General features: G+C 41.7%; 10 protein-coding genes. 6 read left to right on the top strand and 4 right to left on the bottom strand.

Annotated elements, in window-relative coordinates:
• Positions 1–4,696, bottom strand: a 4,696-nt coding sequence (locus OSCI_RS29270; protein ID WP_039963154.1) for a beta strand repeat-containing protein, incomplete at its 3' end; no start/stop codon positions are given.
• Between the two features lie 342 nt (positions 4,697–5,038).
• Here OSCI_RS29270 and OSCI_RS26465 point away from each other — a divergent pair.
• From OSCI_RS26465 to OSCI_RS31150, 3 genes are read left to right on the top strand one after another with little or no spacing between them, the layout of a single operon-like run.
• Positions 5,039–9,649, top strand: a complete 4,611-nt coding sequence (locus OSCI_RS26465) for a protein kinase domain-containing protein (protein ID WP_007358298.1) — start codon at positions 5,039–5,041, stop codon at positions 9,647–9,649.
• A 23-nt stretch (positions 9,650–9,672) separates the two neighbouring features.
• Positions 9,673–10,074: a response regulator gene (locus OSCI_RS26460; protein WP_007358297.1), complete on the top strand. Its 402-nt coding sequence runs from the start codon at positions 9,673–9,675 to the stop codon at positions 10,072–10,074.
• Between the two features lie 43 nt (positions 10,075–10,117).
• Positions 10,118–12,619, top strand: coding sequence for an acyltransferase domain-containing protein (locus OSCI_RS31150; protein ID WP_420705298.1), 2,502 nt, complete (start codon positions 10,118–10,120; stop codon positions 12,617–12,619).
• Positions 12,620–12,743: 124 nt separating this feature from the next.
• On the opposite strand, the gene OSCI_RS26450 is transcribed toward OSCI_RS31150, so the two are convergent.
• Positions 12,744–13,910, bottom strand: coding sequence for a pentapeptide repeat-containing protein (locus tag OSCI_RS26450; RefSeq protein ID WP_007358295.1), 1,167 nt, complete (start codon positions 13,908–13,910; stop codon positions 12,744–12,746).
• A gap of 177 nt (positions 13,911–14,087) precedes the next feature.
• Positions 14,088–14,216 (bottom strand): hypothetical protein, encoded by a 129-nt coding sequence (locus OSCI_RS32165; RefSeq protein ID WP_267879521.1) that lies wholly within the window; start codon positions 14,214–14,216, stop codon positions 14,088–14,090.
• A 99-nt stretch (positions 14,217–14,315) separates the two neighbouring features.
• On the opposite strand from OSCI_RS32165, the gene OSCI_RS26445 reads away from it, so the two are divergent.
• From OSCI_RS26445 to OSCI_RS26440, 3 genes are all read left to right on the top strand, one after another.
• Complete coding sequence (locus OSCI_RS26445) at positions 14,316–14,501, top strand: hypothetical protein (RefSeq protein WP_007358294.1); 186 nt, start codon at positions 14,316–14,318, stop codon at positions 14,499–14,501.
• 141 nt (positions 14,502–14,642) lie between these two features.
• Entirely contained in the window at positions 14,643–14,909 is a 267-nt protein-coding gene (locus tag OSCI_RS30460) for a hypothetical protein (protein ID WP_148288823.1), read from the top strand.
• A 180-nt stretch (positions 14,910–15,089) separates the two neighbouring features.
• Positions 15,090–15,386, top strand: a complete 297-nt coding sequence (locus OSCI_RS26440) for a helix-turn-helix transcriptional regulator (protein ID WP_007358292.1) — start codon at positions 15,090–15,092, stop codon at positions 15,384–15,386.
• Between the two features lie 120 nt (positions 15,387–15,506).
• Here the strand turns inward: OSCI_RS26440 and OSCI_RS26435 are convergent, their stop codons facing one another.
• Positions 15,507–16,169: a class I SAM-dependent methyltransferase gene (locus OSCI_RS26435; RefSeq protein WP_007358291.1), complete on the bottom strand. Its 663-nt coding sequence runs from the start codon at positions 16,167–16,169 to the stop codon at positions 15,507–15,509.
• Between the last annotated feature and the right edge of the window lie 26 nt (positions 16,170–16,195).

The following is a 16,195-nucleotide window of genomic DNA, read 5'->3' as shown; positions in this document are numbered from 1 at the left end:
GTTGATTAACAACTCCTCCGGGTTGCTGTTGATTATTGGCAATGGGTTGCTGCTGATTATTGGTAACGGGTTGCTGCTGATTATTGGTAACGGGTTGCTGCTGATTATTGGTAACAGGTTGCTGCTGATTATTGGTAACGGGTTGCTGTTGATTATTGGCAATAGGTTGCTGCTGATTATTGGTAACGGGTTGCTGTTGATTGTTGGTAACGGGTTGCGGGCTCTGGGTTGGCTGTGGACTCTGGGTGGGTTGCGGGCTCTGGGTGGGTTGCGGGCTCTGGGTTGGCTGTGGACTTTGGGTGGGTTGCGGGCTCTGGGTGGGTTGTGGACTTTGGGTGGGTTGCGGGTTCTCTGTTGGCTGTGGACTTTGGGTGGGTTGCGGGCTCTGGGTTGGTGCTGGTGTTGGACTCTGAGTGGGTTGCGGACTCTCTGTTGGGGTTGGTGTTGGACTTTGGGTGGGTTCCGGGCTCTGGGTTGGTGCTGGGGTAGGCGTAGATGTGGGGGTTGGCTGTGGTGTTGGGGCTGCTGCCGAAGCTGTGGTAATGATATTAATATTGCCCTGAGTGTAGGTTTCAGGGGGAACTGGCACTGTCAATGTTGGTGCGATCGCATTATTTGCTCCACTAGCGATCGCTCCCTTTGTTCCATTTGTGGTAGCATCTCCGACAATGAAGGGAGTTACTGTGCTACCCCCATGTCGAATTGTAATTGCTCCACCACCGCTACCCCCGGCTGTGGAAATACTAGAAATTATACCATTAATATCAGTAAAAGTATCTGTAATTCGCACAAGATTAGTGGCAGTGATATCAACAATACCGCCGCTACCAGAGGCCGATCCTTGGGCGTTAATAGTAACAATTTCTATGCTGCCTTTAGCATTAACAGTTACGTTGCCGCCAGAGGTGCCACTGCTATTAATGTTACCTGTACTAATATTGTTATTGCTGTTTAAGGTTAAGGGGCCGCCATTGCCAGTTGTTGAGCTAGTATTTAATGTAGCAGCACTAGCATTAATGTTGCCAGTAGTGCTGGTGATTGTAATAGCTCTACCTGATGTTGTAATATTACCGCTGGTAATATCTTGGTTGGCTATTAGGGTGATTGTCGCATTTCCCGATCCTGTAATTGTTCCGTTTCCGCTAATAGAACCAGTACCCGCAGGAGTACGAATAGTTACGGGGTTGCTGAAACTAACATTCCCCGCTAAACTAATATTACCGCTGCTATCGCCGCGCCCGATTGTAATTGAGCTAAAGCCATTTTGTAATAAGGCTAATTGTGCTGCTGTCAAGTCTAAACCGCTGCTAGCTGCTGTCCCGCCAATGGCGATTTCTAAGGTGGGTGTAAATGGTTGTAAAATTAAATTGCCAGTTCCCGAAACAGTGTTTGCGAAGTTAATTTTATTAGCTGTGAGGGCGACATCACCAGTAATTGTTGCAGCTTCACCCAGGCTAATTCCAGATGCACCCGTTGCCGTTATATTGCCGTTGATTTGAGTTGTTCCGGCTGCATCTGTTGTTAAGTTTGAGACGTTCGCAGTATTACTAAAAGCTGTATTTCCACCACTATTAACTGTCAAATCTCCTAACGGTGTGCTACTACCAATCGCACCGCCAAAAGTAATATTGCCTGCGCCTGCATTCACTGTCAAGCTATTAGTATTAGCTGTTGCACCATTGAGGGTACTGTTAAAGGCAATAGTACCGTTGCTAGTTGTTCCCAATGTACTTAGCGCGATCGCGGGTGCTGGTAAGATGACATTGCTAGCAAAAGTGAGATTTCCACCGCTACCAGCGACAGCAGAAGTGCTGATATTGCCATTAAGATTGATATTGCTACTACCTGCATTAAGCGTAACTGTACCACCATTAGCTGCGGTGGCGAAAGAGGTGCTAGTATTAATTTCGCCTGTACTAATACCGTTAGTTGCAGTTAGAGAAATCGCGCCGCCGCTACCAGTGGTACTAGATGTATCTAAAGTACCCGTAGTAGTGATATTGCCGCTAGCACTGGAGATCGTAATTCCTCTACCAGAATTAGTAATGCTACCAATGGCAATATTTTGATTAGCATTGAGAGTAATGGTAGCATTGTTACTGCCAGTAATATTGCCAGCAGTATTAATAATTGAACCACCTGTTCCGGGTGCTTGGATAGTAGTAGGATTTTGAAAGGTTGCGTCTCCAACAATCGCGATCGCGCCGCTGCTATCATTTCTACCAATAGTAATTTGAGAAAAACCCTGTTGAATTGTTGCTAGTTCTATCGTTCCGAGATTTAACGAACTGTCGCTGATATCTCCCCCAATTGTAATCCCTAAACTTGGCGTTAATGGTTGTAATTGTAGCGTGCCATTGCCAGCAAGTGTGGTATTACCAAGTAGGTTGATTTCATCTGTTGTTAGGGTAATAGCGCCGCTACCTCCTATGAGGTTAATGGCACTGCTATTGACTAGAATCCCTTCAGTACCATTACCGCCGATACCTGTTAGAGTTAAGTTTCCAGTCCCGACAGTTGCTAATGTGCTTCGATCTAACTCAATACCTATATTGCTAATTCCGCTTCCGCTAGCGGAACCATTACCAGTTAAAGTAAGATTGCCGCCAGAGGATTGTACTGTGCTATTGGCGATGAAAATTCCGCTGTTATCGTCGCCACTTCCACTGCCAGTACCAGTTAGCTGGATATTACCATTAACTGAACTAATTGTCGTATTTGCGCCGTTAATTTCGATCCCATTATTGCTAACAGTTCCATTGCCACCAATACCTTGTAATGTAATTGTTCCCGTGCTGGTAGTTTGCACGATCGCATTGTTTTCAATTACAATCCCAGAAGCGCCAGATACACCGGCAACTCCGGTTCCAACTATAGAGATGTTACCGCTACCAGCATTGAGAGTGCTGTTGTTAATATTAATGCCATCAGGGTTTGCTGCTGTGCCAACTGCGGGGGAAGTTGAGGGAGTATTGCCACCACCCAAGATGATGCTACCGCCGCTGCTGCTAATAGTAGCATTGGCGATCGCGATCGCGCCTACATTGCTACTATCTCGATCGGCATTGAGAGTAATGCTGCCGCCTTGGGTGGTAATATTGGCATTAACGGCAATGGTATTATTAGCTTGGAGTGCGATCGCGCCATTGCCGGCATTAACAATCGGCTGATTGGTAGTAATATCGTTATTAGCAATTAGCGTTAAAGCAGTGCTATTACTCCAAGAAATCGGACTGCTAACGGTAATATTACCGAGAGCACTCAAACCCGATGCCGTATTCACGACTACATTGCCTAAACCTAGTTGATTTTGCAGCGTTGTTGTGCTCAGGTTAGAAGTGGGAGTCGTAGAATCAGAAAAAGTGCCGTTGGCGAAAGCCATTGTGGGTGTATCTGGTGTGTTGCTGATGGTAATATCAGTGGGATCTAACAGCAGAGTTCCTACTTGACCGGATAGCGATCGCAAATCCGCCAATCCTTGATAATCTAAAAATTGCTTACCTGAAACTTCCACAAAACCGCCATTGTCTACCCCGCGAGCGGTAATATTTCCATAAAAGCGAGTAATGTCATCGGCCCAAACGATCGCGCGGCCGCCACTACCGCTATTAATAGCATCAACATTAATGGTAGAATCTTGGCTGACAAATGTGCGATCGGCACGGGGCAATATTCCTAAACCGCGATAGTCTCCCCCAATTAATACCGTACCACCCCCAAAACTCCCACTAGCGTTGACTTTTGTGCCGATTAACCCGACTTGGTTGCCAAAAATGTTAATTTGCCCCCCCATATTGCCAGAGGCATTGAGAGCGCCGCCAGCGATGGCATCTCCCGGTGCTGTTGGCACTGCGATACCAGTACCGCTAAGTTGGACGCTACCATCAGCAAGTACCGTTAATCCCGTAGCATTACCTAATTTAGAACCCGTTAATAATTGGGGAATATTCGCAGGTTGTACCCCATTTTCTATTCCTGACGGGTCAACTGCAATTTCCAAATTCAGCAAGTGCCCTGGTTGGCTAATTCGGACTAAGCTTTGACCGGGGACTGCGGCAATGGTAATATTTCCTCCAGAAGTCGCGATCGTACCTGTATTGATGACAGTACCGCCAATTAAACTAATATTTTCTCCCGCAGATACCGCTAAATTCCCCGCATTAACAATTGATCCCGGTGGGGATGAGAAAGTAAAAGCCGTAGGATTTCCGACTAAACTTGTCCAGTTATTACTACCCACAGCATTTAACCAATTCGAGCCGAAGCCAATACCTGTAGCAGTAGTAGCAGTAAAGGAAGCAGGCACGTTTAATTGAGCCGAAGAGCCGAAAATAATCCCCGCAGGATTGATTAAAAATAGATTAGAATTGCCCCCAGTAACTTGAATTAGACCGTTAATAATTGAAGCATCGCCGCCGACTACTCGCCCTAAAATATTTCTAATAGCAGGATTAGAGATAAAATTAGCAATCTGACCTTCACTCAGTCCAAATTGTTGAAAACTGTGAAATAGATTGGCTCCATCTCCAGAACTTTTGCCACCTGTAATGTCGAAGCGATTTTGCTGTTGAGTAACAGCAGTACCCGTACCATCGGGAGCCGGGATAATCGTTGGGGCCTGGGCAAAACTGGATGCTGCCAAGCACAAAGTAGCTGGGATAGGTATAAATGCAAGCAGCCGATTGATTCTTTTCATAGCGGTAGGCCGGGCGAGGATTATTGCTATCTAGCCTTGAGATGCTTCCACCTCTATTATGATCTATAATTATCGCAATTGCGCTATTCCATTATTACATTAATGTAATCTGAGACTTAAACCTCCAACTCAAGAAGCAAAATCCCTCTCCCAAGTTTTGTTAACGGTTAACGGTTAACTGTTAAGTAAATCCACCTAATTAAGCATAAGATCGGGATGGCTAAAAAACTGACTTTATAAACATTCTTCCTTCTCTCCTAGATAACTAAATTTTTCTTCCTTTTTCTTCCTTCTTCCTTCTACTTAACAGTTAACACTTAACAGTTTCAATATTTAAACATTATGGATATTTCTGGCTACCAGATTCTTAATCAAATTTATGAAAGTACCAATTCTCTGGTTTACCGAGGTATCCGAGAACAGGATTGCCAAGCCGTTATCCTCAAAGTTCTTAAACAGCACTACGCCGCACCAGGGGAAGTAATTCGATATAAGCAAGAGTATGAAATTGCCCAAAGATTGAATATTGAAGGCGTAGTTAAAGTTTATAGTTTAGAATCTTATGACCAGAATCTAGTCTTAATCCTTGAAGATTTTGGGGGTTCATCTTTGGCGGAATTAACAAGACAAACAGATGGCAATAGAACGTTATTGTCGTTACAGAAAATTCTTCAAATCGCCATCCAAATCACTGAAGTTTTATCTGAAATTCATGCAGCTAACGTTATTCATCGAGATATCAACCCCTCCAATATTATCTTTAATCCCCAAACCGAGCAAATAAAAATCATTGATTTTGGTATTGCCACAATTTTCAGCAAATTTAATCCTTTCCTGAAAAATCCTAATGTTTTAGAAGGCACTTTAGCCTATATGTCGCCGGAACAAACAGGGCGGATGAATCGCTCCCTCGATTATCGCACAGACTTTTACTCCCTTGGCGTTACCCTGTACGAATTATTAACAGGACAACTCCCTTTTACTACAACTGATGCTCTGGAATTAGTACACTGTCACATTGCCAAACAGCCTATCGCTGCTCATGAAATTAATCCAGCAATACCGCCAAATATTTCCGAAATTCTGATGAAATTGATGGCAAAAACTGCTGAAGAGCGATACCAAAGTACCTGGGGTATCCAAATAGATTTAGTATGTAGCTTGATGCAGTTAGAGGCGAATGGGGAAATTGAACATCTCATCCCTGGTGAAAATGATATTTCAGCCAAGTTTCAAATACCTCAAAAACTGTATGGCAGAGAGGCAGAAATTCACAGCTTACTTGCAGCTTTTGAGCGAGTAGCAGAAGGCGAAAAACAACAAACATCATCTCTTCCGGGTTCAAATTTTGATTTACATCTTCCTGAAATAATGCTATTAGTAGGTGCTGCCGGAATCGGAAAATCCGCCCTAGCTGCCGAGATTTATAAACCTATTACAGAAAAGCGTGGTTATTTCATTAGGGGAAATTTCGATAAATTTCAGCGCAATATTCCCTATAGTGCTTTGATCGATGCTTTTCAAGCATTGGTGGGGCAATTGTTAATGGAGAGTAAAACCGAGCTTAAAATTTGGCAAGAAAAAATTTTAGCCGCATTTAATGGCAATGGTCAAGTTATAATTGATGCGATACCCCAACTAGAGCTAATTGTCGGTAAGCAGCCACCAGTGCCAGAATTGGGCACAAAAGAATCGCAAAATCGCTTCAGTATAATCTTTCAAAAATTTATTCGTTTATTTGGTTCAGAAGAGCATCCATTAGTGATATTTCTAGATGATTTGCAGTGGGTGGATGTAGCCACTTTAAATTTAATTGAACGCATAATGATGGATGCTGATACCCAATACTTATTTTTAATTGGAGCATATCGGCTTCAGGAAGTCAATCCCAATCATCCTTTAATGATGACGATTGAGACACTACATAAGCAAGAGATAACTGTCAATGAGATTGCCTTAGCACCCTTAGCGCTAGAGCATATTACTGATTTAATTGTTGACACTTTGCAGAGTGAAAGAGGGAAAGTAAAACCTTTGGCAGAATTAGTATTGTCTAAAACTGGGGGCAATCCTTTCTTTGTTAATGAATTTCTGAAAATGCTCGCTACAGAAAAATTGATAAATTTCAATTTAGAATGCCTGAGTTGGGAATGGGATATTAGTCAAATTAAGGCAATGGATATTACTGACAATCTGGTGGAGTTAATAGTTAGTAAGTTAAAGAAATTGCCAGTATCGACGCAGCAGATTTTAGGGGTGGCAGCTTATGTGGGTAGAAAGTTTGACTTAAACACCCTATCTATTATCTGTGAAAAATCACCGCCAGAAATTTTTAAACGCTTAATGCTAGCAGTTGAGTCCGAGTTAATTATACCTAACTCAGAGTTAGATGAACAACTATTAATTCAAGATTATAAATTTGGTCATGATTGGGTACAACAAGCAGCCTATAGCTTAATTAAAGATTTACCCGTAAAATTTCCCCGTTTACTAACTAAATCGGCAGCCGTTAATAGGATTGTGGATAAAATTCCCCTACCTGTGAATAGAACAACAGGCCCTCGCTCGTCAGGTGAAGTTTTAGATTTAGCCGCAGTCATGAAAGCTTCCCAAGCTATTGCTAGTGAAATTGAGTTGGATAAGTTATTAGCTGCTTTGATGAAGATTATGATTCAGATTGCGGGGGCTCAAATTGGCTATTTAATTTTAGAAACTGATGGTCAAATGCTGATTGAAGCTTCTGGGAAGATAGATTTAGAACAAATTGCCGTTTTGCAATCAATTTCTATTGAAAATATCGTGTCTGTATCCATTATCAATTATGTCGCTCGGACGAGAGAAACAGTAGTTCAAAATAATGCGGCAGAGCGGGGTAAATTTACCAACGATCCATTTATCAAAGAACATCAAAGTAAGTCTCTATTATGTACGCCGTTGCTAAATAGAGGTCAACTTAGTGGGATTTTATATCTGGAAAACAATCTAACTACTGGTGTTTTTACTCCCGACAGGTTAGAAATATTACAAATGTTATCTGGGCAAGCTGCGATCGCGATCGCCAATGCTAAACTTTATACAGAGGTTCGCGAAAGTGAAAGGCGGATGGCTCAATTCCTAGAAGCGATGCCCGTAGGCGTATCTGTTCACGATGCCACTGGAGAGATTTATTATGCTAATCAGAAAGCAGAATATTTACTTGGAATAGCGGCTTCGCCAAGAGCGAAAAGTGAACAATTGGTAGAGGTTTATCAAGTGTATCAAGCGGGAAGTGATGAATTATATCATACAGAAAAGTTGCCAATTGTGCGAGCGCTCAGAGGTGAAAGTGTTAAAGTTGACGATCTCGAAATTCATCATCCTGATAAAGTTGTTCCTTTGGAAGTTTCTACTACCCCAATCTTTGATGAAACTGGGAAAATTGTCTATGGCATCGCCGCATTTCAAGACATTACAGAACGCAAACAATCTGAAAATTTATTAGCAGAATACAATCAAACTTTAGAGCGAAAAGTAGAAGAGCGCACCCAAGAATTACAGCAGGAAATCGCAGAGCGCAGGCGCACAGAAGCAGCCCTCTACAAAAGTGAAGCGGAAAATCGTGCTATACTTTCTGCCATACCCGATTTGATGTTTAGAGTTAACTCAGATGGCATTTATTTGGGTTTTATCGCTACTAACGAACTGGTTAGTTTATTGCCATCAGATTATAACCCAATTGGCAAGCATATATCGGATTTTTTGCCGCCAGAAGTTTCTCAGCGCCATCTAGAAAATCTGAAACAAACTTTAGCTACAGGAAAAGGTCAAATTTACGAACAGCAAATTGTGATTGATGGTACGCTACAATATGAAGAAGTACGGGTGGTAGTGAGTGGGCCTAATGAAGCACTATTTATGATTCGGAATATCAGCGATCGCAAACGAGCTGTAGAAGCTCTACGCAAAAAAAATGAAGAATTGATCGCTGCTCTCCAACAACTCAAAGCCGCTCAACAAGAACTAATTCAAGCCGAAAAAATGGCTGCTCTCGGACAACTAATTGCGGGCGTAGCCCACGAAATCAATACGCCTTTGGGAGCGATCCGCGCCTCTATTGGGAATATCACTAATGCTCTCAATAATTCACTTAAACAACTCCCACAAATTATTCAAAAACTATCTCCTGAAAGACAAGCCGATTTTTTTGCTTTATTAGAAGCCGCCAGAGAAAACGAGGAAATACTTTCATTTAGAGAAGAAAGGCAGTTAAAACGCACTCTCAAAAAAGAATTAGAAAATCAAAATATTGATGAGTCAGAAACTATTGCAGATACTTTAGTTAAGCTAGGTTTTTCCCAAGAGATCGCTCCGTTTATAACATTATTTCAACAACAAGACAACACTTTTATTTTAGATACAGTCTATAACTTATATCTACAACATAACAACAGCCGGAATATTGTGCTAGCTGTAGAAAGAGCATCTAAAATAGTCTTTTCACTCAAAAGTTACGCCCGTCATAATAAATCTGATGAAATGACCACTGCCACTGTGAAAGATGGCATAGATGTGGTTTTAACTATTTATCAAAATCACCTCAAGCAGAGAATTGAAGTGATCAAAAACTATGAGGAAGTCCCACCGATTCTTTGTTATCCTGAAGAGTTGAACCAAGTTTGGACAAATCTCATTCATAATGCTATTCACGCAATGAATAATAAGGGAACGTTAGAGATATCCGTTATGGAGCAAAATCATAATATAGTAGTACAATTCACTGATTCCGGTTCTGGTATCCCGCCAGAAATCCAACCGCGAATATTTGAACCCTTTTTTACGACTAAGGCTGCTGGCGAAGGTAGTGGATTGGGTTTGGATATTGTCAAGAGAATTATTGACAAACATCAGGGTAATATTGAGGTAGACAGCCAACCAGGTCGGACTGTGTTTAGAGTGTATTTACCGATTAGATAAACTTGAATCAGGAGTGTGATTTTATGCCAAAGAAAGCTATTTTATGTGTAGATGATGAAAGAATGATTTTGAGCTGTTTGAGAGATCAACTCACTCATCATTTTGGCAATCTCTATAGTTATGAATTTGCAGAAAGTGCTGATGAAGCGCTGGAAGTCATAGAGGAATTAAATCAAGATGGAGTTGATATTCTGATTATTGTGTCTGATTGGCTAATGCCGAATATGAAAGGGGATGAATTTTTAATTAAAGTCCATCAGCAATTCCCCAATATTGTGACGGTACTTTTGACGGGTCAAGCCGATGAAGAAGCAATAGAAAGAGCTAGAAAATATGCTAATCTACATCGGTATTTACCTAAGCCTTGGGATAAAGCGACTTTAATAGAAGCTCTCGAATCTGGCTTAGGGGGAATTGAATCCTAGTAATGAGTAAGACGGGAGCGGGGGAGCAGGGGAGAGATATCAACTGTTAGTTATATCTGCAAAAACTAGCACTGCTTTAGATAAGGCAACCGCAAATTTGGCAGAATATTTAAAGCAAAATCCCGATGAAAATCTTGCTGATATTGCTTATACTCTGCAAGTTGGTAGAAGAGCTTTTAGTCATCGACGGATAGTGGTTTGTAATGACATTGAAGCAGGCGTAATTGCTCTTAAAAATCTCGATCCAAAACAAGTTTTTACTAGCTTCCAAGATTCTAAGAATAGACCTGTTGTATTTATGTTTTCGGGACAGGGTTCCCAGTACATTAATATGAGCTGGGAACTCTACCAAATTGAACCAATATTTCGGGAACAGATCGATTTCTGTTCCAAAATTCTTAAATCTCATTTGGGAATCGATTTACGCCACGTACTTTATCCCAGCGAAATACAGCTAGAAACAGCGACAAATCAACTCAAACAAACTGCGATTACCCAGCCAGCACTATTTGTAATTGAGTATGCTTTAGCTAAATTATGGATGTCTTGGGAAGTGAATCCTAAAGCAATGATTGGCCATAGTATTGGTGAATATGTAGCAGCTTGTTTGGCTGGTGTGTTCTCCTTGGAAGATGGTTTATCCTTGGTGGCAGCAAGAGGTAAATTGATGCAACAAATGCCTGCGGGTTCGATGCTGGCAGTTCCACTTCCAGAACAGGAAATACAATCATTATTAGGTAATAAACTCGACTTGGCTGTAATTAATGGAACCTCTATGAGCGTGGTTTCAGGTACTACTGATGCTGTAGATCAACTGGAACAAAAACTAATTAAAAAAGGTGTTGAATGTCGGCGATTGTACACTTCTCATGCTTTCCATTCACAGATGATGGAGCCAATTTTAGCACCATTTATCGAACAGGTGAAAAAAGTTAAGCTGAAATCGCCGAAAATTCCCTACATCTCTAACCTTACGGGTAATTGGATTACAGCTACAGAGGCGACAAATCCCAGTTATTATGCTCAACATCTGCGCCAAACAGTCAGGTTTGCAGATGGCTTACAACAGCTATTAAAAGACCCCAATCAAATATTGCTAGAAGTGGGACCGGGACGAACATTAAACACGCTAGCAAAACAGCATCCAAATAAAGCATCTGAACAAATTGTGCTTTCTTCATTGCGCCATCCCCAAGACCAAAATTCAGATGTAGCTTTCTTACTTACTACTTTGGGTAAACTCTGGTTAGGAGGAGTACAAATAGATTGGTCTAAATTTTATGCTAATGAGCAACGTTATCGCATTCCTTTACCAACCTATCCATTTGAGCGCGAACGTTACTGGATTGAAGCACCAGGTATTGAGCAACCGATTAAAATTGCATCATCTTTACAGGATGAAAACTCCCCAAAAGTAGACTTAACAGCACTCCATTCTCGACCCAGTTTACACAATACCTATCTTGCTCCTAGAGATGAAACTGAGCAAGTTATTGTTAGTATCTGGCAAGAATTTCTCGGTATCGAACAAGTAGGGATTCAGGATGATTTTTTTGATTTAGGTGGAGACTCATTATTAGCAGTTCAACTAATTACTAAATTAAATGAAACTCTGCAAATATCCTTGTCTCCTCATAGCCTATTGCAATCACCAACTATTGCAGCTTTGGCTGAATTAATTAAAGACAATTCCGGTTTATCTGAGAGCGAAGGACGGCAACTCCAGCCAGATTCTGAGTCCTTGTTAGTAAAAATTAAGGGCGGTAGTTTTAAGCAACCTTTGTTCTTAGTGCATCCGGTAGGCGGTCATGTTTACATTTATCGAGATTTAGCGCGTTATTTAGATTCAGATCAACCTATTTTTGGCATACAAGCGCACGTTGCAGATGGGGAAAATGAGTCTTTTTCTGTTGAGGAAATGGCGACTCGCTATATCGAAGCAGTGCGCTTTCAACAACCTGAAGGGCCCTATTTTTTGGGCGGGTCTTCCTTTGGAGGTACTGTTGCTTTTGAGATGGCGCAGCAACTCAATGCTCAAGGTGAAAAGATAGCTTTGCTAACTTTAATAGATACTCCTGGGCCGGGACAAATGCCTGTTTTAGCAACAGAAGATGATACAGCAATTTTGGTATACATACTCGGTGTTGGTTTCAATCTGTCTCTTTCTTTGGATGTCTTACAACAGCTTAAACCAGACGAGCAACTTATCTATTTTTTAGAGCAGGTAAAGATTGCTAATAGGGTAGTTCCTCCCGATTTTGGATTAGCTCAGATTCGCGAGTTTATTCATCTGTTTAAAGTACACGCCCAAGCGATGAGAAATTATATACCCCAAACTTATCCGGGTAGAATCATCTTTTTCCGTGCTAATGAACAAAATGAAGTTAATCCTAAAAATCCCGAATTACCTTGGATTGATGTTGCGACTGGAGGGGTAGAGGTTCGAGAAGTACCGGGAAATCATATTACTATGAATTACCCTCCTCATGTTCAGGTTATGGTCGAACAACTTAGAGTATATCTTGATGAGGCAAGGCAGTTATAGCTAGGGGCTAGGGGCTAGGATGCTCAGGGCTAGGGAAAGAGGGGAATAGAATCAATTGCTGAAACCCTTGCTACGAGATCCTACTGCCTCCTGCCATACATTGTTCTTGCGTAAGTCCTATATTTTACTCGAAAATTGCCCCGCGCTGCATTAACTCAATTTTCATATTCTCCGAAATACCCAAACTTCCTATAAATTTAGCATTTTCTACTACTGCATCTTTCAAATCAGCGCGGCTAAAATCAGCACCATTTAAATTTGTATTGCTCAAATTAACTGCGGTCAAATCGGCATTTTTTAAATTAGCACCGCTCAAATTAGCGCCGCTTAAATTTGCATTTGACAAATAGGCACTACTCAAATTTGCTCTGCTTAAATTTGTACCGCTCAAATTCGCACGCGGTAATTTTGTTCGCAAATCCGCACCGCTCAAATCTGCGCCAATTAGTTCAGCATCACGTAAGTTAGCATTAGATAAACAAGCATCTGTTAAGTTCGCACCGCTCAGCAATGCGCCGCTGAGATCTGCCAGAGTGAAGTCAACATTACAGAGGTTGGTCTTCATTAAGTTGGCACCGCTTAAATCAGCATAGTGTAAGTTAATACCGCTCAAATCTGCGCCAGTAAAGTCACTCTCAGGATTTAAACCTACTATTTCGGCAGTTTGTAGAAAGTCAGGGGTTTTTTCTGTTAAAAATAACTGTCGCGCGATCGCGATTTGTTGATGGCGGTACTCCTCAGCTTTGGCCTCATCTCCCAGATAATGATAAGCAAATCTTAAACTTGTCAGCGCTTTTCCCTGAGTGCGAGGTTCGTTATTTTCGATCGCTATTCCCAACTGCTGCTGATAACATTCAATTGCGCCAGCAAAATCTCCCAGTGCGTCGTAAGCTAAACCTAGATTTCCCAATGCTTGCTGCTCAGATCGCCAATCTTTGCTCTCGCGGGCGATCGCTAAACGTTGTTGTTGATAATTGACAGCCGTAGAAAAATCTTCTAGAGCATAGCAAGCATTTCCCAAATTTCCTAGTGCATTCCCTTCTCCGGTGCGATCGCCAATTTCAATCGCGATCGCTAAATGCTGTTGATAGCAATCCCTCGCTTTAGCATAGTCCCCCATCGCTTCCCAAGCTACTCCCAGATTTCCCAGGGCGGCCCCTTCCCGCCGCCTTTCGCCGAGAGTTCGATAAATGGCGATCGCCCCTTGCCAAGACTCTAAGGCCGCCTCAAATTGACGAGCCTGGTATTGCCAAATCCCTTGTTTGAGTAGCTGGTCAGCTTTTTCATTCATGTCAGAGGAATAAGAAGAGGGAAGAAATAATTAAATGCAATTAAATGCTCGATCGAGCTGTTCTTAGTCATATTACCCTGCCGATCGCGTTCGCATCATGTTTGCTCGATCGCCAGACAGCCCCCATTAAAACGTAAGCCCATTATCGCAGTTTACCTGTAAAAGAGACAGCGTGAATCAGTCCTCACCACTACTATGCACCGAACAGTGAGCCAAAGACTGAACCAGTGCGATCGCTGCTAAGAATGCAACTGAACCAAACCCTGAACCGCAGATTGAGCTTTTCGGCTTTGATAGTTGCCGCATGATTGAAATGTGGAGATTGAAATTCTAGAGTTCACTAAGCGAGTTTAGCTAACTCGGTCTTCCCTTTATTAACCAACTTTACAGAGAAGGTAAACAGGGATGAAAGGCACTATTTTTTCACAAATTTTGTTACTGGCAGCGATCGCGATTGCATCTAACTCACTCTTGTCTTTAGCTACTAAATTGACTGTAAATAATGTCGGCAGTAAAGCTCAAGAAATTTTAATTAGTTCCTGCGTGCCTAACAGTAATACCAAAGGTGGTAAAAGTTGCGAACCTCACTAGGCAATAAAATTGCGATCGCTTTAATAAATCTGTACGGTGGCGCTGCTTTTATAAACCTTGAATCTCAGCGATCGAATCCAAACGCAGCGCCCAGTAACCGTAATATCTTTAGCTAATTTTCCAGAAAAAGAGGTTAAAATCATGCAAGAATGCCCCTACAAAAATAGTAACCTTAAACGCCTCCCCTGTAATTATTGTCAGCATCCGACCAAAGCATACATCTTTCACTGTAGGAATTGTACAAATTGGTACGATGTGAGAGATATCGGGGGCGATCGTGCCGAGGAATTTTGGTTGATAGTTGGTGGTTTAATTCTGTTATTAATTTTAGTCAGTAATGGCTTTTTTGAGCCTAGAAATGACAATTATCCAGCGGATACACCAATTTTCAATGAAAATCAAGATTGAGAATTAATTAACAGAGATTTAATTGGCGGTTGCAATCACAATTAAATCTATCATATTTATTGAATTATCAAAGAATGTGATATAATAGATACAAACTTGATGACTACCAAGTGAAAGCTATTGAAGTCACAGGAACCCTGCAAGTAACGCGAATTAATATTATTTGGATAGGGGATTACCATGACTGAGGTTTTAGAGCCTCTTACCCCGGATTGGATCTCGCCGCCTGGGGACACGATAGCTGACTTAATTGAAGAACGAAACTGGAGTCAGGATGAACTAGAAAAACGCCTGGGTTACACGCCAAAACACATAAGTTTGTTAATCAATGGCAAAGCGCCGATTACGGAGGAAATAGCGCTCAAGTTAGAAAATGTACTGGGCGGTAGTGCAAGCTTTTGGTTGAGTCGAGAAGCACAGTATCGCGCTAAATTAACTCAACAGGAAGTGGAAGTAGATTTTCACCTTAAATTTTAGCATTATGAGTCAATATACCTCTTGCAAAAATAACAATAACCTTTTGCAAGAGGTCTTGTGTAGACGTGGTTTCAACCGCCGTTTCAACCGCCGATTTACCCCCCAATTCTCAAATAATTATCAACTCTGACGATAAGCAATTACTGCATAAAATGGATCGCCACCACCCATCCCCAACATTTGCAGAAAACTTGGTACATTCGACTGCTTGACAATCACTTCCGGTTGACTAAAACCGGGAATATTTACCCCTTCTACAGACGCAAAATAACGCTTTACTAATTCTACGCGATCGCTCTCCGAACCATCCCGCCAAGCAGCGATCGCCTTTTGATGAAACATCCGATTAGAAAAGCTAATAATTGCCACTCCCCCCGGTTTCAAAATCCGCCGCATTTCCGCAAATATCGCATCGGGATACTGCAAATATTGAACAGAAACACAATTAATAACTGCATCAAAATCTGCATCGGGTAGCGGTAACTTCGGATTAGTATTCAAATCCTGCACAAAATAATGATTTAACCGCTTATTCTTCGCCAATTCCTCCGCATTCAACCCGTGTCCCTCAACGTGAGCAAATTTTATCTCCTCCGGTAGATGCGAAACCCAACTACTCATCATGTCCAAAATTCGAGTATTCGGTTTGAGGCGATCGCGATACAATTGAGTCAATTGCTCGATAAATCCCTCATCTACATGAGTTACAAAGCGAGGGTATGAATAGAATAATGTATCATCGGTATCGTCTAACTTCGTGCGCTGATGACCTTGAAGCAACATAATTGAGAATCTAAGTAGCTTTACTC

Origin of the sequence: Kamptonema sp. PCC 6506 (assembly GCF_000180455.1) — a bacterium.
GTDB classification, from domain to species: Bacteria; Cyanobacteriota; Cyanobacteriia; order Cyanobacteriales; family Microcoleaceae; genus Kamptonema; species Kamptonema formosum.
This window is presented reverse-complemented; position numbering and strand designations above follow the sequence as displayed.